The organism is Streptomyces prunicolor NBRC 13075 (assembly GCF_000367365.1).
GTDB lineage: Bacteria > Actinomycetota > Actinomycetes > Streptomycetales > Streptomycetaceae > Streptomyces > Streptomyces prunicolor.
The window spans coordinates 104,731-129,318 of the sequence record NZ_BARF01000008.1 but is presented as its reverse complement, the minus strand read 5'-3'; the positions used below and the strand labels follow the sequence as shown (position 1 = coordinate 129,318).

Here is a 24,588-nt window from a genome sequence, read left to right as displayed (position 1 = left end):
CTCAGCTCCGCAACCAGAGTCTGCCGAATCGCTGCAGCCACCTGATCCGGGTCGTCGACTCCTCTGCCCGCAGCCGTGCCCCGTGGGCCGCACGGGTCTCCACCAGGAGTTTCACGTACTCGGCGATCGTGACGTCAGGTCTCTGCCGTAGTCCGGCCGCGGTGCGCCGGATGTTCAGGGGGACTCCTTCGCAGAGATCCACCAGCAGGGACATCGCATCCGGTTCTTGGACCGCGCGGTTCTCACCGTCCACGCCCATGCTCAGCAGGGTCACGAGGAGGCTGAGGGAGTCCGCCGTCGACAGAGGCTGTAGATGTATCGCGTGAGCCTCCAGATCGGTGAGGCCGTTCCGGGAGGTGACGAGAACGCGGTGGTGGGCCACACCAGGACGCAGCCGCTCGATCTGCTCGGCCTGCACCGCGTTGTCGAGCAGGAGGAGTGCCGGGCCTGGGCGTTGGGCGAGGCAGGTGCGGTAGTGGCCGTCCCACGTCGTGGCGAGGCCGGAGACCTCATGGTCACCGACACCCAGATAGCTGAGCAGGATGCGTACGGCTTCGTCGTCCGCGAGAGGGTCCATTCCCGGGCGGTGCAGGTCGACGTAGAAGACACCACCAGGGAACCAGTCGTTCGCGACGGCCTGGTGGGCGGCGCAGAGGGCGAGTGCCGACTTTCCAAGGCCATCGTGTCCTGACACAACACAGACAGCCAGGTGTGGATCGCCCGTTCCCATGCCAGAGGTATCGGTATTTGGGTCCAGGACCCCCATCAGCTGGTCTAGTTCGTCGTGACGGCCGAGAAACACAGCGGGGGCTCCGGGAAGCGACGCGGAGGCTTCACGAGGCGGGCGCGGATAGTAACGCTCTTCCTTGGCGGTGAAGCCCGTGATGCGGGCGTCCCGGAAATCCAGGTGGTCGCCCTCGTACGACGACGACATCTCAGCGGGAGCTTTCGGCCTGGAAGCGGGCATGTGCGGCCTCGGTGACGGCATTGGCGTGTTCGTATGCGTCGGCCGCCTGCCCCCAGCAGCCACGGGCCGCACTGTCGTCGGTCGAACTGAGGGCGAGCGCGAGATTGCGCAGGGCATTGCCCTCTCCGTACGAGTCACCCAAGTCCCGGCGCAGTTCGATCGCCCTCGTGAGCGCTTCGACGGCTTCCTGAGTCCGCCCCGTTCGGTGCAGAATGATTCCTAGATTGTTCCAGACATCGGCTTCGCCGACGGTGTGACCGACCTCCTGCATGAAGTCCCTGGAACGAACGAAGGCATCGGTGGCGTCCTCCAACCGGCCCGCGTCTCGCAGCGCGATCCCAAGGTTGTTCCAGACCCCTGCTTCTCGGAAGCGGTCGCCCGTCTCCTCATACAGGTCACGGGCTCGCGTGTGGGCGTCGATCGCCTCTTCCGTGCGCCCCGCCTCATGCAGGGCGATCCCTAGGTTGTCCCAACTGACGGCTTCGCTGGGTCGGTTGCCCACGGTCTGAGCAAGCGCACTGGCTCGGGTGAACGCCTCGACAGCCTCCGCCAAACGCCCCATGGATGAGAGGACGATCCCGAGATTGCCCCAGGCGCGGGCCTCAGCGGCCTTGGCACCACTTCGGTGCGCGACGAGCCGCGCCGTACAGCTCACCGCGAGCGCATCATCGAGGTAGCCGTTCTCGGTCAGATACGGCACCACGTTCAGAGCGATGGCGAGGGACATCGGGGCGTACTGCTCGTCCTCGGCCCACTCGGCTGCCGCCACCAGGTTCGGCCGCTCCTCCTTCAACCAGACCTCGGCGTGCTCACGGCCGTCGAACCCATTGTGTCTATCGGTGGGCCAGTCACCCAGCCAGTCGAACGCGGCCTGGCTCCGCTCCGCGTAGAAGGCGAGAACACGCCTCCGGGCCGACTTTCCTTCCTCGTCCTCAGGCGACGTCAGAGAAGCTGCGTGGTCCCGTACCAGGTTATGGAAACGCCAGCGTTCCTCACCGAGCCACGAACCTCTCACCGGGACTACGAGGGAGGCTTCCGCGAGCCCTCCCAAGAACTGACCCGTCTCGCGTTCAGGCAACCCCGTCATGGCAGCGGCTGCAGCGGTTCCGGTCTCCGGAGTGGGCGCCAGTGCCAAGAGCCGCAGGACCCTTGCCAGTTCGGGAGCGAGACGCTGGTAGAAGGAACGGAAGACCTGCCGGAGTCCCATGACGTCGACGCGGTCATGAGACTCACTCAGTTCCTCGACGAGCAAGGCAACGGTGCGGTTTCGACGCCTTGCGAGCATAGCCGCGCTGATCGACAGAGCCAGGGGATGACCACCGCAGAGCAGGGCGAGTTCCCTCAGAGATTCCGGTTCTCCGGAAGGACGGGGGTCGTCGGGATCCCGCAGGTGGAGAGCTTTGGTCAGGAGAGCGACGGCTTCCTTCGGTTCGAGCGGCGCGAGGTCCACCAGTCTCGCCTCCAACTCCACGAAGCGATCGCGCGAGGTGACGAGGACACGGTGCCGACCGCGTCCGGGCAGCAAAGGCGTGATCTGCTGCGGAGCCGAGGCATTGTCGAAGATCAGTAGCACCGGAGATCGCTCGGCGAGCAACGAGCGGTACAGGGCGAACTGACTGGACGGCTCGGGCGGCAGTTCCCTGCCCTGTACGCCGAGTGCGCTTAGCAGAGCCACCACTGCCTGATCAGCAGTGACGGGCTCGTCGTAGCCTCTCAGGTCGACGAAAATTGCGCCGCCCGGGAACCATCCCTTTGCCACCGCCTGATGCGCCGCCTGCAACGCGAGCGCCGTCTTTCCGATGCCCCCAAGGCCGGACACCGAGCAAACGAGAACCGGCAGATCCGTTGTCACATGGGGGTCAAGGAAAGTAAGCAGCCTGGCCAGATCCACAGCGCGCCCGGTGAATCCGGCAGGACTCGGAGGAAGGGCGGAGACAGCCAGCGGTACGGAACTGTGGTGGATCGTCTTGCCCACCACAGAGGCATTGGTCGATCCGCCGCTGAACACGTTGAAGTCGAAGGATCCGCCTCCCCGTTGCGTAGTCATACGGCTACTCCCCCGTGATTTGGCCCCATGCTAGGCGAACGTCACGCCACCGTCACCGCCGACAACCGATGCACATCGCGCGCCGTCCCCGTGACCCCCGACAGAAACCCCTGCGCCCGGGGCGAGGCGTTCTCCGTCAGCCACGCGGGGTCGATGTCGCACACCGCGACGCGGACCTCCGTGCCGACCAGGGCCAGCGGCAGGGTGTGCACGACGGTCGAGGGGAAGCTGAGGATCGTGCGGCCGATGGGGCCTCGGCGGGCGATCAGTTCCAGGGGGAGGTCCGGGCGGACGATCTCCAGGCCCGTGTCCACCGCCAGCCGGTGGAGTTTCTCCGTGCTTTCGCGGCGGTGGGCGAAGTAGCGGGTGGCGCCGTGGGTCTTGGCGAGGGTGGCGACCGCCTCCAGATAGCGGTCGTTGTCCACAACTCCCGTTTCCACCAAGGACGTTCCGACCATGTCCGCGCCCTTGGTGATGCGGGGCGGGCCGAAGGTGGCGCGGGTCCAGGCGAAGGCGTTGGCCGTGATCGTGACGCCCTCGGGGGTCGTCTCGATCGGCATCGACGAGAAGACCTCCACCGTGCGGCGGGTGCTCGGGGTCAGGCGGCGGCGGGCCACCGAGGACACCGGGGCGAAGATCAGGTCGCGGGGGCCGGGGCGGCCACCCTTGCGGTGCCAGCGGACCAGGCGTTCGCCGCTGGCCAGTTGGGCGACGAACTCCATCGTCGCGGTGCCGTCGTCGACCACCACCAGCTCGCGTGCCTTGGTGATGGTCAGCAGCAGTTGTACGTAGCGCGAGAACGGGTCGCCCATCACGATCCGGTCCGCCTTGCGCAGCAGCCCGGTGAGGCCGCCGATCGTCTGGAAGGGGGCCGCGGGTCCGCCCCGCGCCTCCTCCCAGCGCACGGTGTGGCCCTCGTCGCGGGCGAGGTCGGCCATGCGGCGCAGCTGGCCGCGGGTCATCGGGTCGGTCGGTGACAGGACCACGAGGGTGAGCCCCCCGCCGGGTGCCTCCTCGGCCCTGGGCGCACGCAGGTGCGCCCACTCCAGCACGTTCAGAAGCTGTACCGGACTCTCCACGAACGCGAGAGTGTGGGGGGTGAGGCCGGCGGTGCCGGCGTGGGGGCTCATTGTCGTACGACCGTCCCGTGACCGTAAGTGACGCTGGCGCTGGCGCTTGATGGTTCGGACAGACTCAGACCGCGACCGGCTCGCCCGCCGCCGCGGCGATCTCGGCCTCGGCGACCACGCCGTTGACGCGGCGCAGCTTCTTCATCGGGCCGAGCTCCGACTCGTAGACCTTCTTGACGCCGTCGCCGAGGGAGGCCTCGATGGTGCGGATGTCGCGGACGAGGCGGGTCAGGCCCTGCGGCTCGACGGAGGCGGCCTGGTCCGAGCCCCACATGGCGCGGTCGAGGGTGATGTGACGCTCGACGAAGGTGGCGCCCAGCGCGACCGCGGCGAGGGTGGTCTGGAGGCCCGTCTCGTGACCGGAGTAGCCGATCGGGACGTTCGGGAACTCGGCCTGGAGGGTGTTGATGACGCGGAGGTTGAGCTCCTCGGCCACCGCCGGGTAGGTCGAAGTGGCGTGGCACATCAGGATGTTGTCCGAGCCGAGGACCTCGACCGCGTGGCGGATCTGCTTCGGGGTCGACATGCCGGTGGAGAGGATCACCGTGCGGCCGGTCGCGCGGAGCGAGCGGAGCAGCTCGTCGTCGGTCAGCGACGCGGAGGCGACCTTGTGGGCCGGGACGTCGAACTTCTCCAGGAAGGCGACGGCCTCGGTGTCCCACGGGGAGGCGAACCAGTCGATGTTCTTCGACTTGGCGTAGTCGTCGATCTGGCGGTACTCGTCCTCACCGAACTCCACGCGGTGGCGGTAGTCGATGTAGGTCATGCGGCCCCAGGGGGTGTCGCGCTCGATGTCCCACTGGTCGCGCGGGGTGCAGATCTCCGGGGTGCGCTTCTGGAACTTGACGGCGTCGCAGCCGGCTTCGGCGGCGGCGTCGATCAGCTTGAAGGCGTTCTCCAGCTCACCGTTGTGGTTGATGCCGATCTCGCCGACGACGTAGACGGGGTGGCCGGGGCCTGCGGTCTTCGAACCGAACTGGCGCAGACGGGAGTTGTTGCTCATGACAGCGGGTTTCCTTACTTGGTGAGGGAATCGAGAGAGGGGCCGAGGATCCAGCTGGCGATCTCTCGGACAGCGCCGTCGCCACCGGGCACGGTGGTGACCGCGCGTGCGGCGCCGCGTACGACGTCGTGGGCGCTCGCGACCGCCACGGGCCAGCCCACGAGGGCGAAGCACGGGAGGTCGTTGACGTCGTTGCCGACGTAGAGCACGCGCTCCGGCGCGATGCCCTGCTCCTCGCACCACTGCTTGAGTGCGAGGTCCTTCCGGTCGATGCCGTGCAGGACCGGGAGTTGGAGCTTCCGGGCCCGGGCGGCGACGACCGGGTTCTGCTCCGAGGACAGGATCAGCATCTTCAGGCCGGTCCTGCGCAGGGCCGCGATGCCGAGGCCGTCTCCGCGGTGCACGGAGACGAACTCCCGTCCGTCGGAATCGATCAGCACCCTGTCGTCGGTCTGGGTGCCGTCGAAGTCGAGTACGACCGCGTCGATGTCGTCGGCGGTCGGGAGTGAGCCGGGGCGGTCCGCGTCGAAGAGCGGCGCCAACGCCCTTGCCCTGGCCAGCTCGTGGGGATCGTCGATCTCCAACACGCGGGCGGGGTCGGTCCGGACGAGTTCCGTGCGGCCGAAGAAACGGTGGCCGACCTTGCGGAAGCCGGCCGCGTCCATGCCGTACACCGCGCCGGTCTCCAGGAAGTCCTGGGGGCGGTCCTGGCGGCGCGGGCGGAACGACTTGTCGTGGTTGACGCCGTAACCGCCGCTGGTGACAGGCGGGTTGGCGACCTTCGTGGCGCCCCCGACCTCGTCCGTGCGGGCGGGCTTGACGACCGGGGTCGCCTCGTCGTCCGCGTCGCGCCACACGAAGCCGTGGAAGGGGGCGACGGTGTGCGCGGTGTCGGCGCCGTTCGCGACGATCGCGTTCACGATGCCGTCGACGTCCTCGCGGACGATGAAGGGGCTGGTGCACTGGACCAGGAGGACGACGTCGACAGCCGCGCCGTGCAGCGCCTCGTGGGCGTCCATGGCGTGCAGGACGGCGGCCTCGGAGGTCGCGGTGTCGCCGGCGATGGCGGCGGGGCGCAGCACGACCTCGGCGCCGGCCTGGCGGGCGGCGGCGGCGATGGCCTGGTCGTCGGTGGAGACGACCACGTCCGTGACCAGTCGGCTGGCCCGGCACTCACGCACGGCGCGGGCCACCAGCGGCACTCCGCCGACGGGGGCGAGGTTCTTGGCGGGGACGCCCTTGGAGCCGCCGCGCGCGGGGATCACCGCGAGCACCCGACGCACCGAAGCGCCTTGGCCTGCTTGCGAGTTGGACAGGGGCTCTACTCCCATGGGATGTGCTCCTTGAGCGGAAGTCTTGGCGTGCGCGGCTGTGGCGTGCGCGGCTGTGGCGTTCACAGCTCCCCCATCCGGCGGATGACGGGCGCCACGCGCTGCACGCCGTGGCGGTAGGCGCCGCGCGCGGCCCGGCGCACGATCTGCCGGACGGGGCCCGGCTCCTTGTCGGCGGCGGGGGCGCCGGGCAGCGGGGTGCCGTCCGGGCCGAGGTGGTGGCGGGCGAGGATGCCGGGCAGATAGCCGGGCGCGGTCTCGGGCGTGTAGTAGGGCGTGAGGGCGGGCATGCCGTCCCCGGCCAGCAGCTTGGTGATCCGCTCCCGGGCCGCGTCGAAGGCCGTCTCGTACGACCCCTCGGCGGCGACCCCCTGCCGGGCCACCCACTCCGCGTCCGGCACCGGCCGGTACCCGGCGTCGAGCTGGTCCCAGGAGGCGAGGCACCCGGAGCCGACGAAGTGGTGGTTGCCGAGCCCCTCGCGGATGCCGAGGTCGGTCAGCACGACGGTGGGGATGCGGCGGTGCAGGGACTCCAGGGCGGCCGTCGAGCTGACGGTCACCAGGAGGTCGGTGCGGTCGAGCACCTCGCCCATGTGCCCGTACACCAGGCGGAAGTTGGCGGGCAGGTCCTTGCCCTGGACCAGCTTCTGGTAGGGCAACTCCTCGATGTGCGTGGTGTGTTCGCCGGGCTTGGAGCGCAGCTTGAGGAGGACCTCGCGGTTCGGGTGGAGCCGCGCGTGCTGAACTGCCCGGTCGAGCAGGTAATTACGGTCCCGGCGGTTGTCCGGCACCGAGGGCTGCACCGCGAAGACCACTGTGTATGAATCGTTCCGGCCGCACTCGCCGGTGTAGGCGTCCCCGCCGAGGAACGGCAGGGCGACCTCGGTGACCGCGTCGGAGTCGGCGCCGACACCGTCGTAGACCGCCTTGAAACGGTCCGCGTCCTGGCGGGAGTTGGCGAGGACGAGGTCCGCGCCGTGGCGCAGCAGCAGGCCGTCGGTGAGCTTCTCGTAGACGACTCCGACGTAACCGGTGACGACCACAGGGCGCTTGGCGCGTCCGTCCCAGGCGCGGGCCAGACCGTGCAGCATCGCCTGGACCCCGCCGCCGACGAGGGAGAGGACGAGGAGGTCGTACTGGTCTTCGTCGCCTCGCTCCATGGCACGCAGGAACTCGACGGCGGTCACCTCGCGGAGGGAGTCCGCGGTGACGCCGACTTCCTTCAGCTGGCGGGCTGTTGGGGTGGCACGACCCCGCAGGAGGTACCCGTCCAAAGAGATGTCCGAATTCGGCGGAGCGATGCGGTTCGCGGTGAGCGAACCCCATTTCCACCGGGTGTCGGAATCCGCGAGGACGGCGACTCGCAGGGTCTGCGTTGCACTTGCTGGCACACCGAAGACGCTAGGAAGCGATTCCGTTGTTCGGCCCAACCCGAAGGCAACAGACGGTTAACAGCACACCGCTGAATGGCGAATCAGGGCGCCCCGGGCGCGAAATCCAACCCGCTTCATAGGTTCGCCACGCGCCGTTCATCCAATATCAAGGTGAAGGTAAAGACGGATGACGGGCCGCCACCTAACGTCGTCTGCGTGGTCAAGCTCTCCGTCATCGTGCCGTTCTACAACGTGCAGCAATATGCGCCCGACACGCTCAAGAGCCTGCGGGCGAACGCGCGCGCGGACTTCGAATTCATTCTCGTCGACGACTGCTCGCGCGACGGGACACCGGACATTCTCGCGCGCGCGGAGCGCGAGCTGCCAGGAGCGGTGCATGTCCGACACGAGAAGAACGGAGGTCTGGCGACCGCGCGCAACACCGGGATCGACAAGGCCCGCGGGGAGTATCTGACGTTCCTCGACGGGGACGACTGGCTCGCTCCCGGGTATTTCTCCCAACTGGTGGACGCCATCGAGGAGTTGGGCTGCGACTTCGTGCGCACGGACCATGTCCAGTGCACCGCGCGGGCCCGCACCATCAACCGCGTGCCGCACGGCAGGCGCGGGGTGGTGATGGATCCGCGCGAGGCGATCCTGCCCGCCGACCGGTCCACCTCCGTCGACTACGCGTACGCCTGGGCGGGGATCTACCACCGCCGGCTGGTCGACCGCGGCCTGCTGCACTTCACCGACGGGCTGCGCACGGCCGAGGACCGGCCGTGGATCTGGAAACTGCACCGGGAGGCGGAATCGTTCGCCGCGGTGAGCCTGCTCGGTGTCTTCTACCGACGCGGAGTCGCCTCTTCCCTGACCCAGATCGGGGATGTCCGCCAACTCGATTTCATTCGCGCGTTCGACCAGGTGATCGAGGAGACGGCGCAGGACCGGGACGCGGACAAACTGCTTCCCAAAGCAGTTCGCACCTATTGCGCAATCATTTCCCATCATCTGGGATCCATCGAAAGGTTCGAGCCGGCGGTGGCGAGAAAACTGAAGTCGATGAGCGCCGTCGCGCTGCGGCGCATGCCGCAGGACGTGGTGGACGAGGCGCTCGACTCCATGGACATCCAGCGCGCGACGAGGCTGCGCCGACTGCGCCGCCGTCCCGCCGCCGCGGGGGCCGCCGCGTGACCACTCAGATCTTCCTGGCGTCGACGCTGTACGGCACCGCCACGCTCGCCGCCGCCCTCGACTCCGACTGCTTCCGCCCGGCGGACCGGCGCATCCTCCTGGTCTGCAACAACGCGGCGACCCCGGAGACCACACCCGGCCTCGACGAGGCACCCGGCTTCGACCGGCTGCGGGAACGCTTCGACGACGTGCTGTCGTGGAACGAGACCATCTCCCCCTTCCACCCCGGCGGTTGGTCCCCGCGCCTGGACGACGTCCCGATGTGGGAGCGGCATCTGCGGCTCCTGTGGAACCTCGGTGACGACCCCGTGGAACTGGCCGTCGAGTCGATCCAGGTCAACCCGGCGCTCGGCGTCAGCCAGATCTTCACCGGCGCCCCCGTCACCGTCTACGCCGACGGCCTGATGAGCTACGGCCCGACCCGCAACAAGATCGACCCGCTGGTCGGCACCCGGGTGGACCGCCTGCTCCACCTGGACCTGGTCCCGGGCCTCACCCCGCTGCTCCTCACCGAGTTCGGCGTCGAGCCGGAGATCGTCCCGACCGACGCCTTCGTCAAGGTGCTCTCCGAACTCGGCGACACCGCCGAGGAGTTGCCCGCACTCCCCGACGAACCCGCCCTGCTGCTCGGCCAGTACCTCTCCGCGCTCGACATCCTCACCGCGGAGGAGGAAGAGGAGCTGCACGTCCGGATGCTCAAGGGCGTGGTCCAACTCGGCCACACCCGCGTGGTGTTCAAGCCGCACCCCTCGGCCCCGGCCCGCTGGTCGCGCGCGCTGGAGCAGGAGGCGGAGAAGCTCGGCGCCGACCTCTCGGTCCTGGACACCCCGGTCCTCGCCGAGGTCCTCTACCAGCGGCTGCGGCCCGTCCTGGTCGTCGGCTGCTTCTCCACGGCCCTGCTCACCGCCAGCGCGCTGTACGGCCTCCAGGTGGCCCGGGTCGGCACGGCCACGCTGCTGGACCGGCTGACGCCGTACGAGAACAGCAACCGGGTGCCGGTGACGGTCGTCGACGCGCTGCTGCCCGAACTCACGGACCGTACGGCGGTCGCCGAGCAGCGGCCGGGCATGGACGTGGCGACGCTGAACGAGCTCGTCCGGGCCGTCGGCTACGCGATGCAGCCGAAGATCTACCCGCAGCTGCGCCCGGCCGCCGAGGGCTATCTGACCCGGCGCCTGGACTCGCACAGCTGGCGCTACTTCAAGCGCAAGCGCCTCACCTCGCTGGCGCTGCCCGGCGCGGTACCGGCCCAGCTCGCGTTCATCCCGCGCAACGCGACCGTGCGCCGGGTCGCCCGGCGGGCACGCCTGCTGAAGCGGACCGTGAGCCGCTGACACACGGAGAACAGCGCGGGTCGGCTCCCCTGAGGAGTCGGCCCGCGCTGTTTTCGGGGCTCCCTACACGGGGGCCGTAGCCGTGACCCCATGAGGTTGTGTACGCCAAAACGAAGCCTGGGTGAACGCCCAGGGACGGGGTGGCGAAGGGTCGCGTCCGGGGCGTAAACCCGCCCGGATGTCGGACTAGTGTGCTGTGACCCAGCCCAGTCCCATCGAGGGGAAACCTGTGATCGACACGCCCGCGGACACCCGGGAGCACCCGACGGGCACCGTGGTCCGCGCCGTCCTGCCGCCGACCGCCGACGCGGCTCCCCCGGCCGAACCGCCGCGGCCGCCGAAGCGCCGGGAGAGCCGGCTGCGTGCCCTGGACGGGCTGCGCCTGGTCGCCGCGCTGATGGTGGCGGCGTACCACTACGGCGGCCGTGACGGCGAGGTCGTGCAGGCCTGGGGCACCTCGCCGAGGCACCAGTTCCCCACCCTGCACTCGCTGTTCTCGTACGGCTGCCTGGGCGTGCAGGTGTTCTTCGTGATCAGCGGGTTCGTCATCTGCATGAGCGGCTGGGGCCGCCCGCTGCGCTCCTTCTTCGCCTCCCGTGCCTCCCGGCTGCTGCCCGCGTACTGGGCGGCGATCCTCATCATCACCGGCGTCTTCGCGCTGCCGGTGGTGGCGTACAAGGCGGCGGCGCCGAGCGATGTGCTGGTCAACCTGACCATGCTGCAGATGCCGTTGGGCGTCGACCGGGTGCTGGGCGTGTGCTGGACGCTGTGGGCGGAGATCCGCTTTTACGCCCTGTTCGCCCTGTGCGTGGTGCTGCCCGGCGCGAACCGGCGCCGCGTGATCATGTTCTGCGCCGGCTGGACGCTCGCCGCGGCGATCACCCAGGGCGCCAAGTCGCCGCTGCTGGACATCATCCTGATGCCGGAGTACGCCCCGTACTTCATCGGCGGTGTCGGCCTCTACCTCGTGCACCGCGACCGCAAGGACGCCTACGCGTGGGGCATCGTCGCCGTCAGCTGGCTGATCGGCCAGCACTACGCGGTGGCCAGGCTGTGGCACGCCCCGAACGACACGGCGTTCTCCAACCGCTCCGCCTGGGGCATCATCCTGGTCGTCACCTTCGGCTACGTCGCCGTCGCCGCGATCGCGCTGGGCTGGATGCGCTGGGCGAACTGGCACTGGCTGACGGTCGCGGGCGCGCTGACGTACCCCTTCTACCTCGTCCACGAGCACCTGGGCTGGGTCGTCATCAAGGCCTACCACCGGACCCTGGGCATCCCGTCGTACGCGACCATCGTCCTCACGGTCGTCACGATGCTCGTCCTGGCCTGGGTGCTGAACCGCGTCGTGGAGGAACGGCTGACGCCGCGCCTGCGCGCGCTGCTGTCGACACCGCGCAACTGACGAGCGCCACGGCACAGGTGACGCACAGGAATTGGTTTTTCGTTCACCTCGCGGCCCGTTTGTCCGGGCGTGGTCGGGCAGATGCTGGGGAGTCCCGCACGGGTTCGAGCAGGCGAGCCCGTCCGTATCAGGGAGTGCTCCGCGCAATGACCCTCGCACCAGGCACGATACGACCGCCCCACCGACTCGACGACGTTCCCGGCTGGTTCCCTGTTCTCGACCAGGTGCTTTTCGAATGGTTCCTGGACCGGCAGGAGTCGACCGGAACGCGGGGTGATCTGCTGGAAGTCGGGGTGTACATGGGCAAGAGCGCGATCTGCCTCGGCCGGCACGGCCGCGAGGGCGAGAAGTTCACGGTGTGCGACCTCTTCGAGGGCGACGCGCTGGACGACGCCAACCAGGCGGAGTCGACGAAGTCGTACGCCTCCCTCACTCAGCGCACCTTCGAGGAGAACTACCTCGCCTTCCACGAGACGCTCCCCCGCGTCCTGAAGGGCCCCAGCAGCATCGTCCCGACCGAAGTCGCCCGGGACAGCTGTCGTTTCGTGCACATCGACGCCTCGCACCTGTACGAGCACGTCCGCGACGACATCGGCGCGGCCCGCGACGCCCTGCTGCCCGGCGGGATCGTGGTCCTGGACGACTTCCGCTCGGAACACACGCCCGGTGTCTCCGTGGCCGTATGGGAGGCGGTGCTCTCCAGGGGCCTGCGCCCGATCTGCCTGAGCACCCAGAAGCTCTACGGCACCTGGGAGGACCCCGGTCCCGTGCAGGACGAGCTGCTGGCGATGGTGCGTGGGCGCGAGGACTGCGACCTCAGCATCCAGCAGGCCGCCGGACACCGCATCGTCCGCCTCAAGTCCAAGAAGGGCATGCAGGCCCCGCCCTTCCCGCCGTCCCGGTTCGCGCACCGTACGGAAGAGGTCGCACCCGGACAGGCGACGGCCGCGGCCCCGCTCCGCCGCCGCGGCACGACCCGCGCCCGCCGCCTCGCGGCCGACGTGCTGCCGCCGATCCTCACGCGCGCGATCCGCAACGGCCTCAGCCGGTCCTGAACCGCGCCTCGACACCGGCGACGATCAGGTCGAGCCCTTCCTCGAAGTGCCGGCCGTAGTCCTCGAAGATCTCCGCGCCCGCCGCGGCCGACAACGGGAAGTCGGCCATCAGGCGGGCGCGTTCGTCCACGTCGTAGCCCGCCCGGCGCTCGTCCGGCAGCGGCTGGACGCCCTGTTCCTCGCTGACGAAACCGATCGTGTAGAGGTACGACGTCGAGGTCGCGCGGACCGCCTGGGCGAGGGTGAAGCCGGCCTTCGTGAACAGGCGCAGCGTGCGTTCCATCTCCACGGCGTGCAGGGTGCCGGTGAAGCGTGAGCCGCTGAAGACCTTGGCGCCGTCGCGGTAGCCGAGCAGCGCGTCGCGCAGTCCGCGATTGGATTTCAGCAGCCGCTCCTTCCAGGTGTCCTCGGGGGTGACCGGGGAGTCGGCGACCATCCGCCGGTACATCTCCGTGGCCATCTCGTCGAGCAGCGCCTGCTTGTCCTTGAAGTGCCAGTACAGCGCGGGCGCCTTGACGTCCAGCTCCTTGGCGATCGCGCGCAGGGACAGCCCGTCGAGACCGACCTCGTTCAGCAGGCGCAGGGCCGTGTCCGCGACGCGCTTGCGGTCGAGGGGGGTGCGTCGTTCCGTACTCACGCTTGACACCTTAACAGCGTTAAGGGCACCCTGATGCCCATCGGGACTTAACATCGTTAAGGAGACTGGATCATGACCGAGCACGCATCCCTGGCCGAGCACGTGGACGTACTGATCGTCGGCGCCGGCCCCACCGGACTCGCCCTCGGTGTCGACCTGGCCCGGCGCGGGGTGGACGCGCTGGTCGTGGAGCGCGGTGAGGGGCTGTCCCCCGGCTCACGCGGCAAGGGCCTCCAGCCCCGCACGATGGAGGTCTTCGACGACCTCGGGGTCCTGGACGCGATCCTCGCCGCGGGCGGCGACTACCCGGTCGGGATGGTCTGGCAGAACGGCGAGCGGGTCGCCGAGCAGAACATGTTCGACCCGGCCGAGACGAACGAGGACTCTCCGTACGGCGCCCCGTGGATGGTGCCGCAGTGGCGCACCCAGGAGATCCTGCGGTCCCGGCTCGACGAGCTGGGCGGCCGGGTGTCCTTCGGCGGCGAGGTCACCGGGATCGCCCAGGACGCGGACGGTGTGACGGTCGAGTTCGCGTCCGGCGCCCCCGTCCGCGCCCGGTACGCGGTGGCCGCGGACGGCGGTCGCTCGGTGATCCGGCGGGCGCTGGGCATCGGCATGACCGGCGAGACCGTCGACCCGAATCCGATCCTGGTGGCCGACACCCGTATCACCGGCCTGGACCGCGACAACTGGCACATCTTCCCGCCGCGCGGTGACGAGGGTTTCCTCGCGATCTGCCCGCTGGCCGGGACCGAGGACTTCCAGGTGGTCGCCCAGCTCCTGGACGACAGCGCGCCCGACCTCTCCCTCGACGGCGTGCGCAAGCTCGTCGCCGCGCGTTCGCACCTCGCCCCCGAGGACGTGACCGAGGTCCGCTGGGCCTCGGACTTCCGCCCCCGGGCCGCCCTCGCGGACCGTTTCCAGCAGGGTCGGGTCTTCCTCGCCGGGGACGCGGCGCACGTCCACTCGCCGGCCGGCGGCCAGGGCCTCAACACCAGCGTCCAGGACGCCTACAACCTGGGCTGGAAACTGGGCGCGGTGCTGCGCGGCGAGGCCCCCGCGAGCCTGCTCGACACCTACGAGGAGGAGCGGCGCCCGAACGCGGCCGAGATGCTCGGCCTGTCCACCAAGGTGCACCGGGGCGAGGCCCGCCGCGGCGAGGCGACCCGCCAACTGGGCATCGGCTACCGGGAGTCGAGCCTCACGGAGGAGACCCGGGCGGCCTCGGACGGGCTACGCGCCGGCGACCGCGCCCCGAACCGCACCATCGCGGGCGTACGCCTCCTGGACGCCTTCCGGGGCCCGCACTGGACCCTGCTCGCGCTGGGCACGGCGGCACCGGCGGGCGGCGACAGCGACGCCGTACGCGTCGTAGCAGGCCCGCCGACCGAGCCGTACGGAACGGGCCTCTTCCTGGTCCGCCCCGACGGCTACCTCGGCTGGGCGGGCGATACGGAGAGCGGCCTGGCCAAGTACACGGAACGCTTCAACCTCGGCCGCCCGACCGGCAGTTAGACCGAACTCGCCAGTGACAGCTTCACCGCGAAGCCCAGGAACAGCGCCCCCGCCGCCGAGGTGGCCCCCGCCGCGAGCCGCCTGCGACGGCGGAAGGCCGTCGCCAGCCGGGTCCCGCTGAAGATCAGCGCACTGAGGTACAGGAAGCTCGCCAGCTGCGCGAAGGCGCCGAGCACGACGAACGACAGCGCGGGGTAGGCGTACCCCGGGTCGACGAACTGCACGAAGAAGGCGACGAAAAACAGGATCGCCTTCGGGTTGAAGAGACTCACGACGAAGGCACGGCGGTAGGGCCGCTCCTCGGCCGCCTCCTCGGCGGGCGCCGCCTCCATGGCCGCCGCCCGCTCCTTGCGGCTGCGCCACATCGCCCACGCGGCCCGCAGCATCCCGAACGCCAGCCAGGTCAGATACCCGGCCCCCGCGTACTTCACGATCCCGAACAGCACGGCGTTGGCCTCCAACAGCGAGGCGACCCCGGCCGCGGAGAGCGTCATCAGCACGGTGTCCCCGCACCAGACACCGGCGGCGGCCGTGTACCCGGCCCGGGTGCCGCGCCGGGCGGCGACCGAGAGGACGTACAGCGAGTTGGGGCCGGGCAGCAGGACGATCAGGACCAGGCCGGCGAGGTAGGTGGGGAGGTCTATGACACCGAGCATGAGAACGAGTGTCGCATGCGCGGGACGCCGTTCGCGGCCTGTTATCCGGGGGTACGTGTCCGGGGTACGACGCCGGTGAGACGACGGGGGTCCGTGATGCGTACTACGGGTATGGGGAGGCGTACTACGGGTATGGCGCGAGCGTTCGCCGCCGTGGCGGCCCTGTCGGCAGTGGTGGCGTTGTGCGGCTGCACGGTGCAGGGCACGGACGCGGACGGCAAGCACCACTTGCCCGTCCGCATCCAGCTTCCGGACAGCGGCAGTGGCAGTGGCAGTGGCAGTAGCACCGGTACCGGCGACGACAAGGCTTCCGCCTCCCCGCGCACCGCCCGCGCCGCGAACGTCCTCTGGGCGCGCGGCGACAGCGGCACGGACGTGCGCGAGTTGCAGGCGCGGCTACGGCAGGTCGACTGGCTCTTCGACGGGCCGACCGGGACCTACGACGATCTCACCGAGCAGGCCGTCGCGGGTTTCCAGGGCAAGCGCGGGCTGCCGAAGACCGGCGAGACCGACACCGTCACCTGGCAGCGGCTGCTGAAGATGACGCACGAGCCGGGCAGGTGGGACCTGTATCTGATGGGCGGCCAACCGGCCGGCGCACCCGACCCGCGCTGTCTCACCGGCCGGGTGCTGTGCATCGACAAGACGAGCCGGACCCTGCGCTGGATGATCGACGGGCGGACGGTGTCGACGATGTCGGTGCGGTTCGGCGCGCAGTACACCCCGACCCGCGACGGTGTGTTCCAGGTCTACTGGAAGGCCCGGAAGTGGGTGTCCACGCTCTACCACTCCCCCATGCCGTACGCGATGTTCTTCAGCGGCGGCCAGGCGGTGCACTACTCGTACGACTTCTCGATGCGGGGTTACGCGGGCGGCTCGCACGGCTGCGTCAACGTCCGGGACGAGGCGGCGATCGCGAGTCTCTTCGCGCAGGTGCGGACCGGCGACAAGGTCGTCGTCCACCAGTAGGTGGATGAGGCGCGGGCGGGACCGGGGGAACGTGTCCCACCCGCGCCGTGTGCACGAGCCTAGGTACGGGGGGAACCCCGGCTCTGTGCGTTGGCCGATGACCAGTCGGCTCACTCAGTACTGCGCCGCGGCGGCCGGAAGTGTCACACCTGCCGCGAAGAAATTTCCACTCGCCATGAAAGCGCAGGTCAGCGGCGTGCGCCGAGTTCAGAGCACGCTGTACGTCGGACTCGGCGACGGGGTCTGCCGGGTCTCGGTGCTGGTGGTGTGCGTCGGGGCCGGGGTGGTGGACGGCGACTGGCGCCGGAGGAGCGGGGCGAGGATCGAGGGGCTCGGGGTGGCGGCGCCTTGGTTGTTGTAACCGCTGCCACTGCCACCACTGCCGCTACCACTACCGCCGTTGCCGCTACCGCCGTTGCTGCTGCCGCTGCCGTTGCCGCCGCCCGGTGCGAGCGGGGATATGTGCCCCTGCCCGTTGGTGTCACCGCCCTGGTCGCCGGTCTGGTCGCCGGGACCGCTCGAACCGTCGCCCTGACCGCCGCCGTTCTTGCCGTCACCCTTGCTGTCGCCGGTGCCGCCGGTGCTCTTGTCGTCCGTGTCGGTGCCGGTGTTCTTGAGCAGGCCGTTGCAGTACGTCCACACGTGGGAGGTGCCGCCCGCCGCGCCCTCCAGGGTGCGCTTGCGGCCGGGGGCCAGGGGCTTGCCGTCGCGTACCGCACGGCAGGACGAGGTGACCCCGCGCCACCACTTGCCGGAGCCGACCGAGTCGTCGCCGGAACCGGTGCTCGGCGTGGGGTTCGCGCCGCTGCCGGCGGCCTCGCCGGAGGAGTCGTCGGAACCGCCGCCCGCCTTGGGCGTGCCCGAGCCGCCGGTGCCGCTCGGCGCGGGCGAGACGAGGGTGCGGTCGGGCGGGGTCACGGCGGCGGAGATGGAGGAGGCGGGCGTCGGGTCGTCGTAGAACGGTGTCGGGAGGACGCCCGTGCCGACGGCGGCGGCGACTCCGCCGAGCATGCCGACGGCGAGCGCGGCGGTCAGGCCGACCCGTACGGGTCTTCCCCAGCGCGGTCCCGGGACGGTCGCGGCGGGCCGCCCGAGCCGGACGAGACCGGCGTCGGAGGACGGCCCGCGGCCGCGCCGGGCGAGGGCGGCCCGCTCGACATCGTTGCCGGTGCGCGCCGCCCTGAAGGCGGTCAACGCGGCTTCCTCGCCCGGGAGTTCGACCTTGGCCGACGAGGGTTCCACGGACAGCGCGCCGAGGGTCCTGGCGAGCCGGTCGGCCTGGTCGCGGGCGGCCGGATCGACGGCGTCCAGGGACTCGCCGCGCAGCAGCAGTTCGGCGGTCTCACGGTCCAGCCATCGGCCGGGGGTCCGAGGGGTGTTCCCCGGAAAAGCAGAGCGCTCGTCGGCCATCACATGTCCTTCTGCGTCCGCGCGCGCGTATGCGTCACAGTGGCGGACGTCACCGCGCGGTCGCGCGGGTCTCGCTGGGGCGGCAGGGCGTCGAGGGCCGCGGCGGATTCCGGGTCGCCGCCGAGCAGTTCCGCGAGCCGTTTCAGCCCGCGGTGCGCGGCCGTGCGGACGGCGCCGGGCCGCTTGCCGAGGGTCTCCGCGGCGGTCTTGGCGTCGAGGCCCATCACCACGCGCAGGACGACGGCCTCGGCCTGGTCCTGCGGCAGCTGGGCGATGAGGGCGAGGGTGCGGTCGGTGGCCAGGGCCTCGATGGCCTCGCCGGCGGTGTCGGAGTCGGCGGCGCGGCCGGTGAGTTCGGTCTCGTCGCCGACTGTCGCGGGGCGCCGGCCGCGCATCCGTATGTGGTCCAGGGCGCGGTTGCGGGCGATCCGGGCGGCCCATCCCCGGAACCGGTCCGCATCGCCGCTGAACCGGTCCAGGTCCCGGGCGATCTGCAGCCAGGCCTCGGACGCGACGTCCTCGGCGTCCGGATCACCGACCAGCGTCCGTACGTATCCGAGCAACCGTGGGTGCACCGTGCGGTACACAGTCCGGAACGCGGTCTCGTCCCCGTCCTGTGCCGCAAGCACCGCGGCGGTCAGCTCCGCGTCGTCCCCCAGCACGTGGTCCCTCGAATTTTGTTGGTCGCGTCCGCCCTCCGGCGCGAAAGGCACGTTACGACCTGAAACTGTTCCTCGTCCATGTCCGTACAAGCCTCAACTACGTGGTTCGCCCCTGCGGTGTGACAGAAAACGCACCCACGGCGCTGTAAAAAGTACGGGCCGCCGCGCGGCCCGTACAGCGCGACGGCCGGGGCCTCTCCTGTGGGGGGTGGCGGCCCCGGCCGTCTCCGCGAGATCTCTCACTCGTGACCTTCCTGTGCAGCACGTCTGTCGCCACCGGCGCTCTCGGGAAGTCGCCCCCGCCGCGGGCCGCCGCCCATAGGCTCGGGACATGGAGGACGTGGACCCCGCGGGCACGGTACGCAACCTGATCTCCGGGGGTGCTCAACGCACTGTCGTACAGGCCGGGACAGTTCACCTACACGTGGACACCGAGTCTCCACCTGCGTTGCCGTCCGGCGGTGTTGAGGACCGGTGGGTGCGAGCCGCGGAGCGATCGACCCTGTGGGACCACGTCGACGACGCTCGGAGCGCACGGACACTCAGGGCGCATGTGTGCTCCGCGGTCGCCGGGTTGGCCGGCGTACGCGATGCCGCGCAGGACGCACTCGCCGCGGATCCGTGGCAGGACCCGGGCACCGCGGTGCGATTCATCGACCGGGTCGAATGGCTGCTGGGTGACCCGGGCGCCGGGCGCCCACTCGATCTGTACCCGGCCGAGGCCGCGCTGCTGATCCTCGTGCCGTTCCTGTACGGCGCCAACAGGGCGCGGACCGCGTCCCGTTGGGCCCACGTCGGACCTGACCGGCTCGGCCCCGTGCCTGACGCGGACGAGGATCGGCGCGCCTTCGAGGCGTTCACGGCAGGGCACGATCGACTGGTCAAGCGTGCGGCCCTGCGGCCCGATGCGGCGCGACCGATCGGCTGGTGGTTGTTCCACCGCTGGCTGCTGGGACGTGGCGAGCACGCCGAGGCGGGGCCCGTTCGGGAGCTGCTTCATGAGATCGAGGGCGAGGATGAGCTGGTTCAGGGCCTCGGTGGCATTCTGGAACCCGGGCGGGTGACCGCGCTCCTGCATGCGGTGCGGCGCGGCCCTGATGTGACGAACGCCGAATTCCTGGACCGGCTGAGCGGAGAGGACCAGATTCGGGTCCCTGCCGTCCCGGCCCGGCAGCGGGTACGCGATCGCAGACTCGCCCTCCTGCTGGCCCTCGCGTACGGGACCTGCCTGGAGACGACCGCGCTCCCCGATGTCATCGTCGAGCATGTCGGCATCCCCCACCCCGTCGACCTCGAACAACTTCGTGACACGGTCGAGCGGGCGACCTGGGGCGGCCAGACGGCACACCCGGCACTGCGGGCCGACTGTCACCACGAGGCAGTCATCGAAGGACTACGGCAGTACGTCACGCGCTCCAACGAACTTCTGCGCAGCGTCGACCGAACGGCACGCGACCGGATCCCGCAGCCCATGCCGACGCTCCCCACGAGTCTCTCGGCCGACGACGTGTGTCCGGCCGACGGCGTGTTCGACGGCTGGGCCGGATTCCGCCTGGACGAACGACGCGTCCGGGAGCTGCTGATGGGCGTACAGCTCTACAAGGACCGCGACTTGGCGGTGCGCGAGCTGTACCAGAACGCTCTCGACGCATGTCGCTACCGCCGAGCGCGAACCCAGTACCTGGACCGGAGCGGACGCGGCGGCGCCTACACCTTCGCCGGACGGATCGAGTTCGAGCAGGGACGGGACGACGACGGACGCCCCTATCTGGAATGTCGGGACAACGGCGTCGGGATGGGCGACGCCGAATTGCGCGGCGTCTTCTCACAGGCGGGCGCGCGATTCGCCGAACAGAGCGACTTCAAGCTTGAACACACGGCATGGAGCGAGGTGGACCCGCCAGTGGAGATGCACCCCAACAGCCGTTTCGGCATCGGAGTGTTGAGCTACTTCATGCTGGCCGACGAGTTCACCGTGACAACGTGCCGCATGGGTCTCGACGGCAGGCCAGGGCCGGTGCTGCGCGCTTCGATTCATGGGCCCGGCCATCTCTTCCGCATCGTCACCGCCGCCGAGCGAGGCGACGAGCCGGGCACGCGGGTGCGGCTGTACCTGCGGAAGGGCGGGGCGGTGTCCAGTGTTGATGTGCTCGAACGCCTCCTGGGGATCGCGGAGTTCGACACCGTCGCCGAGGACGAGTCACGCCGGACCCACTGGACGGCGGGCGTGGTGCGGGAGCGGAAACAGCCGCGCGATGAGCGCTTCGGACTCGACGCGCACGGCGCCCGGGTGACCTGGGTGGACGCCCCGCCCGGAGTACAGCTCACCTGGACCGAGCACGGCGGTGCCTTGCTGGTCGACGGCCTGGTGGTGCAGCCCGCACGGCGCACGGGGGTCGTCTCCTCGGCCGCGTCCGGGCTGACCGGCGTCGTGGTCAACCTCTCGGGTCCGTACGCACCGGCCCAACTGTCCACCGACCGGGCCGAGATCCTCGACGATGTCGAGCCGGTGCTGAACGCGCTTCTGGCGAAGGCAGTGGATCCGTTGATCGCAGCCAACGGTACGGCGCTGCCGGATTTCGCCTGGATCTGCCGGGTGGCCAAAGAGAGCACACAACTCGCCGACCTCGTGGCGGACGCGCTGCTGCGCGCGGCGCGTCCGCTTCCGTACGAGAACGGCGTGCTCGACGTCGCGAGGTGCGGGGTGCTGCCGTCGGACGGCGAGATGTTCGCCGCTCGTGGACGTGGAGAGGGCCGGGACGATGCACCCTGGACGTTTTCCGGAAGCCCTCCGGACCACATCTACCTGTGGCGCCTTCTTGCGCATAAGGATGAGCGGATCCTGAACCAACTCACGCTATTCTGCCCCGAATTGGATGCTGCGCAGCCGGTACTCCCGGCCATGCCCTCCGATCAGCTGTTACTGACCGAACCTCCGAGTTCTGGTTTGACGTACTGGTGTTGGGCCACGCTGGGCTCCCCCCGAGAGCGATTCCTGCCGTCGGGCCTGCGCGGAAGGACGTCGCTGGATGCCACGATCCGCCGAGCCGCAGTGCTGGGGCTCCACGATCTGCGAATCGAGAGGATTCCCGCCGCGCTGAAGGCGTCGGATCCAGATCTCCAACTGCTCTGTGACTCCTCGGGGCGGCCTCTGCGGCGGTCGACGAACGTCACTGTCACCGAACTGATGCGCAAATCCGTCCAGGCTCACCAGGAACCGGAGCAGGTGGCCGCTCTCTGGCGGGACCTCGGGATCAACGTGCCCGGCGCCGTGGGCACGTTGGCCAATGCCGCACTGCACGACGAACTGTTGGCGCACGACCCGCAGCACCCGACGGACTGGTTCTCGCCCGGTGAGACGGTGCCGCCCGGTCGTATCGCCCAAGCCGCCATCGACCTCGACATCACCGTCAGCGAGGTCTGTGCCCGCTACGAGGCTCATGGCCTGCGTCCCGACCGAGCCGCACTGCCCGAACGGCCGGACCGCCAACTGCCAATCGTCCTGAGGCGAGGCTGTGAGGACACGGAAGCCTGGCTGACGCGTACGGATCCGATGGCCCTCCTCCAGTCGCTTCTCGCCGCACACAAGTTGGACATGACGCCGACCGAAGCGCTGGGCAGGTACCGCGAGCTCGGGTTCTCCCCGCCGTGCCCGTTCCCCGACGACGCTACGACCGACGATCTCGCATTGTTCAACAGCTGGTGGGTCGACGACCCGCTGGGTATCGCTCCTCCGGGCCCATTGCCATACGACTTGCTTCTACAATCGGGCGCCCATCGTCTGGGACCGGCGATCCGAAGATTCGAAGATTACGGTTTCAATGTGCCGTTCAGAGCGCCTCACCGCCCCGACGAGCTGGATGAGCAGCTGTTGTCTCGCTCTGGGCCGTGTTCATGGTTCGGCCTCTCCGTCGGTGACACGATGCCGTTCGCGTATCTGGTCGTGGCCGCACGGTCCGTACTCCGGCCTCCAGCCGAGCTCGCCGAGCGGATGGCGACATACGGGCTCACGGTCTCCTGTCCGGACCTGCCGGCCGGGCTGTCGGCAGTCGACGCGCACGAGCTCCTCTGGGACTCGAAATACGACGAGACCTATTTGTCCGCAAGTAATCAGCTCACGTGGCAGGAGCTACTACGTCGCGCAGCAGAGTTGAATGCGAACCTCGAACAAGTCGTCCGCTGGCTGGCCGAGTTGGGGATCCCGGTGCCCGACATCGGAGAGCAGCTGCGCCGTGCCCTCGCCCGGGTTCCTCGTCCTCTTGGTGTCAACTGCCGTAAAGGGTAGGCAGGTCGACCAGGAGGAGGTCGTCGCGGCGGTTCGCCAGGTCGACGAGGTCCGGGTAGAAGCCGTGCAGGGAGTACAGGGCCAGGGTGGCGGCGCCGGTGTCGTAGCCCTGGCCTTCGAGCAGGGCACGGATGCGTTCCAGGCGCTCCAAGTCACCGGTCCCACGGCGGGCGGCCGTCGCCTTGGCCTCGCCCAGCAGCGCGATCCGCGCGCGGGGAGCCTGCGGGCGCTCACCGGCAGCCAGGGCGATGACATCCACCTCGTGCTTGGTCCGGGCGGCCTGGTCGGCGACCTCGGTGGTACCGACCGGGCCGGGCAGGCCGTCGGGCAACAGGGTGTGGGCGTAACGACGGGTGAAGTCGCGCGCCAGGTCCTCGAAGTGGGGTCCGAGGATCTTGGAGTTGAAGGTCGGAGTGGCCTGCTGCCACACCTGCTCGGCGAAGCCCTGCTCCACGGCGGAGGCCTGCGGGAGGGTGATGAGCTGGTTGAAGCGGATGACCGGGTCGGCGAGCGTGATGACGGGGTGCCTGGAGCGGAGGATGTCCTGCTCCCGCCGGATGTAGCCGGTTGATTCCAGCACTCCGAGGGGGTGGGCGACGGCGTTCCGCGGGCGCTCCAGGGCGGCGCCGATCTTGCTGGGGGTGGTGGCGCCCCGCGCGATCGCGGTGAGGATGTCGTAGTACAGCGTGTGCTGGGTGATCCTCGGGTCCTCGCGCAGCAGGTACTCGGTCTCGGTGCGCGAGTACACCGCCCGTCCCGGGTCGAGCAGTGTCCGGGTGAGCCAGGTATCGAAGCCGTCGTCCGGATGCGGCCGAGCGGCCACCGGCCGGTAGCCGGGGGCCCCGCCCAGTACCGCGTGCACCTTCAGCGCGGTCAGCGGGTCGGTGATCTGCCAGAAGGTCCGGCTGTCGCGGTAGTCGAAGGGGCCCAGCCGTAGATCGACCACGGCACGTCCGCGCAGCGGCTTGGTTCCCGAGAGCAGTTCGTGCATGACACTCATCGCGGAGCCACAGAGAATCAGCCGCGGTCCCGGCCCGGCACCGGGCAGGGCGCCCCGCTGGCGTTCGTCGTAGAGCTGTTGCAGCAGCCCGGGGATTTCGGGCGAGTGCTGGAGCAGGTACGGCAATTCGTCGATCACCAGGAGCGGGCGCGCCGAACGGGCGGTCACCTCAAGGGCGTTGGACAGGACGTCACGCCAGTCGGTGAGACGGAGGCTCCCCGGCCGCAGGCCGGCGTGGGCGGCGACCGCGTCACTGAACCGCTGGATCGCGGGCAGCCGCCCCTCCTCCCGGACCGCTGTGACGTACAGGCCGCCGACCTGCTCGGACAGGGCCTGCAGAAGGTACGACTTCCCATGCCGCCGCCGCCCCGACACAATGCCCAGCCGCATCGCCGGATCCGGATCAGTGAGGAACTCCGCGAGCAGATCCCACTCCCGGTCTCGGTCGACCACATCGTCCGGCTTGATCGGCAGGCCTTTCTTCACTCGCTCTCCTACACATCGACTTCGACGGATTACGTCTAAGTCTACTTCGACAGAAAGCGTCGCACTGGAATTCACCTCATGAATCGGTCGGGCCAGGGGTGGCGGCCCCGGCAGTCTCCGCGAGTTCCG

At 69.7% G+C, this 24,588-nt stretch carries 18 protein-coding genes; 7 read left to right on the top strand and 11 right to left on the bottom strand.

Annotated elements, in window-relative coordinates:
- Position 1: 1 nt before the first annotated feature.
- The 6 genes from SPR02S_RS04555 to SPR02S_RS04530 all read right to left on the bottom strand — a co-directional run bounded on the left by SPR02S_RS04555 (position 2) and on the right by SPR02S_RS04530 (position 7,869).
- Positions 2 to 694: a hypothetical protein gene (locus SPR02S_RS04555; RefSeq protein WP_019055746.1), complete on the bottom strand. Its 693-nt coding sequence runs from the start codon at positions 692 to 694 to the stop codon at positions 2 to 4.
- A gap of 241 nt (positions 695 to 935) precedes the next feature.
- On the bottom strand, positions 936 to 3,014 hold the full coding sequence (locus SPR02S_RS55120) for a tetratricopeptide repeat protein (protein WP_078622812.1): 2,079 nt from the start codon (positions 3,012 to 3,014) through the stop codon (positions 936 to 938).
- A gap of 41 nt (positions 3,015 to 3,055) precedes the next feature.
- Positions 3,056 to 4,144: a hypothetical protein gene (locus tag SPR02S_RS04545; protein WP_019055743.1), complete on the bottom strand. Its 1,089-nt coding sequence runs from the start codon at positions 4,142 to 4,144 to the stop codon at positions 3,056 to 3,058.
- A 64-nt stretch (positions 4,145 to 4,208) separates the two neighbouring features.
- Positions 4,209 to 5,147 carry an N-acetylneuraminate synthase family protein gene (locus SPR02S_RS04540; protein ID WP_019055742.1) on the bottom strand — a complete coding sequence of 313 codons (939 nt, stop codon included), beginning with the start codon at positions 5,145 to 5,147 and terminating at the stop codon, positions 4,209 to 4,211.
- Positions 5,148 to 5,161: 14 nt separating this feature from the next.
- Complete coding sequence (locus tag SPR02S_RS04535; protein WP_026150211.1) at positions 5,162 to 6,463, bottom strand: N-acylneuraminate cytidylyltransferase; 1,302 nt, start codon at positions 6,461 to 6,463, stop codon at positions 5,162 to 5,164.
- 77 nt (positions 6,464 to 6,540) lie between these two features.
- Positions 6,541 to 7,869: a DUF6716 putative glycosyltransferase gene (locus SPR02S_RS04530; RefSeq protein WP_020684156.1), complete on the bottom strand. Its 1,329-nt coding sequence runs from the start codon at positions 7,867 to 7,869 to the stop codon at positions 6,541 to 6,543.
- Between the two features lie 198 nt (positions 7,870 to 8,067).
- Between SPR02S_RS04530 and SPR02S_RS04525 the strand changes: the two genes are divergently transcribed.
- The 4 genes from SPR02S_RS04525 to SPR02S_RS04510 all read left to right on the top strand — a co-directional run bounded on the left by SPR02S_RS04525 (position 8,068) and on the right by SPR02S_RS04510 (position 12,839).
- Complete coding sequence (locus tag SPR02S_RS04525) at positions 8,068 to 9,045, top strand: glycosyltransferase family 2 protein (protein ID WP_019055739.1); 978 nt, start codon at positions 8,068 to 8,070, stop codon at positions 9,043 to 9,045.
- Positions 9,042 to 10,379, top strand: a complete 1,338-nt coding sequence (locus SPR02S_RS04520) for an alpha-2,8-polysialyltransferase family protein (protein WP_019055738.1) — start codon at positions 9,042 to 9,044, stop codon at positions 10,377 to 10,379. Before SPR02S_RS04525 ends, SPR02S_RS04520 begins: the two co-directional genes overlap by 4 nt.
- A 229-nt stretch (positions 10,380 to 10,608) precedes the next feature.
- Positions 10,609 to 11,784: an acyltransferase family protein gene (locus tag SPR02S_RS04515; protein WP_019055737.1), complete on the top strand. Its 1,176-nt coding sequence runs from the start codon at positions 10,609 to 10,611 to the stop codon at positions 11,782 to 11,784.
- 146 nt (positions 11,785 to 11,930) lie between these two features.
- A complete protein-coding gene (locus SPR02S_RS04510) occupies positions 11,931 to 12,839 on the top strand; it encodes a class I SAM-dependent methyltransferase (protein ID WP_019055736.1) in 909 nt (302 codons plus the stop codon).
- On the opposite strand, the gene SPR02S_RS04505 is transcribed toward SPR02S_RS04510, so the two are convergent.
- A complete protein-coding gene (locus tag SPR02S_RS04505; protein WP_019055735.1) occupies positions 12,826 to 13,476 on the bottom strand; it encodes a TetR/AcrR family transcriptional regulator C-terminal domain-containing protein in 651 nt (216 codons plus the stop codon). The genes SPR02S_RS04510 and SPR02S_RS04505 overlap by 14 nt on opposite strands.
- A 72-nt stretch (positions 13,477 to 13,548) precedes the next feature.
- Here SPR02S_RS04505 and SPR02S_RS04500 point away from each other — a divergent pair, with 72 nt between their 5' ends.
- Positions 13,549 to 14,991 carry an FAD-dependent oxidoreductase gene (locus SPR02S_RS04500; protein WP_019055734.1) on the top strand — a complete coding sequence of 481 codons (1,443 nt, stop codon included), beginning with the start codon at positions 13,549 to 13,551 and terminating at the stop codon, positions 14,989 to 14,991.
- Here SPR02S_RS04500 and leuE read toward each other — a convergent pair.
- Positions 14,988 to 15,647 carry a leucine efflux protein LeuE gene (leuE, locus tag SPR02S_RS04495; protein ID WP_019055733.1) on the bottom strand — a complete coding sequence of 220 codons (660 nt, stop codon included), beginning with the start codon at positions 15,645 to 15,647 and terminating at the stop codon, positions 14,988 to 14,990. The genes SPR02S_RS04500 and leuE overlap by 4 nt on opposite strands.
- 132 nt (positions 15,648 to 15,779) lie before the next feature.
- Between leuE and SPR02S_RS04490 the strand changes: the two genes are divergently transcribed.
- Entirely contained in the window at positions 15,780 to 16,616 is an 837-nt protein-coding gene (locus SPR02S_RS04490) for a L,D-transpeptidase family protein (protein ID WP_019055732.1), read from the top strand.
- A gap of 207 nt (positions 16,617 to 16,823) precedes the next feature.
- Here the strand turns inward: SPR02S_RS04490 and SPR02S_RS62865 are convergent, their stop codons facing one another.
- The gene (locus SPR02S_RS62865; RefSeq protein ID WP_019055731.1) at positions 16,824 to 18,026 is read right to left on the bottom strand and encodes a coiled-coil domain-containing protein; all 1,203 of its coding nucleotides are present in this window, start codon (positions 18,024 to 18,026) and stop codon (positions 16,824 to 16,826) included.
- Positions 18,026 to 18,688 carry an RNA polymerase sigma factor gene (locus SPR02S_RS04480; protein WP_019055730.1) on the bottom strand — a complete coding sequence of 221 codons (663 nt, stop codon included), beginning with the start codon at positions 18,686 to 18,688 and terminating at the stop codon, positions 18,026 to 18,028. The genes SPR02S_RS62865 and SPR02S_RS04480 overlap by 1 nt, the downstream gene beginning before the upstream one ends.
- 478 nt (positions 18,689 to 19,166) lie before the next feature.
- Between SPR02S_RS04480 and SPR02S_RS04475 the strand changes: the two genes are divergently transcribed.
- Positions 19,167 to 22,973 carry an HD domain-containing protein gene (locus SPR02S_RS04475; RefSeq protein WP_043258063.1) on the top strand — a complete coding sequence of 1,269 codons (3,807 nt, stop codon included), beginning with the start codon at positions 19,167 to 19,169 and terminating at the stop codon, positions 22,971 to 22,973.
- On the opposite strand, the gene SPR02S_RS04470 is transcribed toward SPR02S_RS04475, so the two are convergent.
- The gene (locus tag SPR02S_RS04470; protein WP_019055728.1) at positions 22,954 to 24,459 is read right to left on the bottom strand and encodes an AAA family ATPase; all 1,506 of its coding nucleotides are present in this window, start codon (positions 24,457 to 24,459) and stop codon (positions 22,954 to 22,956) included. The two genes, SPR02S_RS04475 and SPR02S_RS04470, sit on opposite strands and share 20 nt — an antisense overlap.
- Positions 24,460 to 24,588: the final 129 nt, after the last annotated feature.

Bases quoted from the DNA above. Each gene is read 5' to 3' on its own strand.
- SPR02S_RS55120 (WP_078622812.1), bottom strand. From the start codon at position 3,014: ATGACTACGCAACGGGGAGGCGGATCCTTCGACTTCAACGTGTTCAGC.
- SPR02S_RS04545 (WP_019055743.1), bottom strand. From the start codon at position 4,144: ATGAGCCCCCACGCCGGCACCGCCGGCCTCACCCCCCACACTCTCGCG.
- SPR02S_RS04540 (WP_019055742.1), bottom strand. From the start codon at position 5,147: ATGAGCAACAACTCCCGTCTGCGCCAGTTCGGTTCGAAGACCGCAGGC.
- SPR02S_RS04510 (WP_019055736.1), top strand. From the start codon at position 11,931: ATGACCCTCGCACCAGGCACGATACGACCGCCCCACCGACTCGACGAC.
- SPR02S_RS04500 (WP_019055734.1), top strand. From the start codon at position 13,549: ATGACCGAGCACGCATCCCTGGCCGAGCACGTGGACGTACTGATCGTC.
- leuE (WP_019055733.1), bottom strand. From the start codon at position 15,647: ATGCTCGGTGTCATAGACCTCCCCACCTACCTCGCCGGCCTGGTCCTG.
- SPR02S_RS04490 (WP_019055732.1), top strand. From the start codon at position 15,780: ATGGCGCGAGCGTTCGCCGCCGTGGCGGCCCTGTCGGCAGTGGTGGCG.
- SPR02S_RS62865 (WP_019055731.1), bottom strand. From the start codon at position 18,026: ATGGCCGACGAGCGCTCTGCTTTTCCGGGGAACACCCCTCGGACCCCC.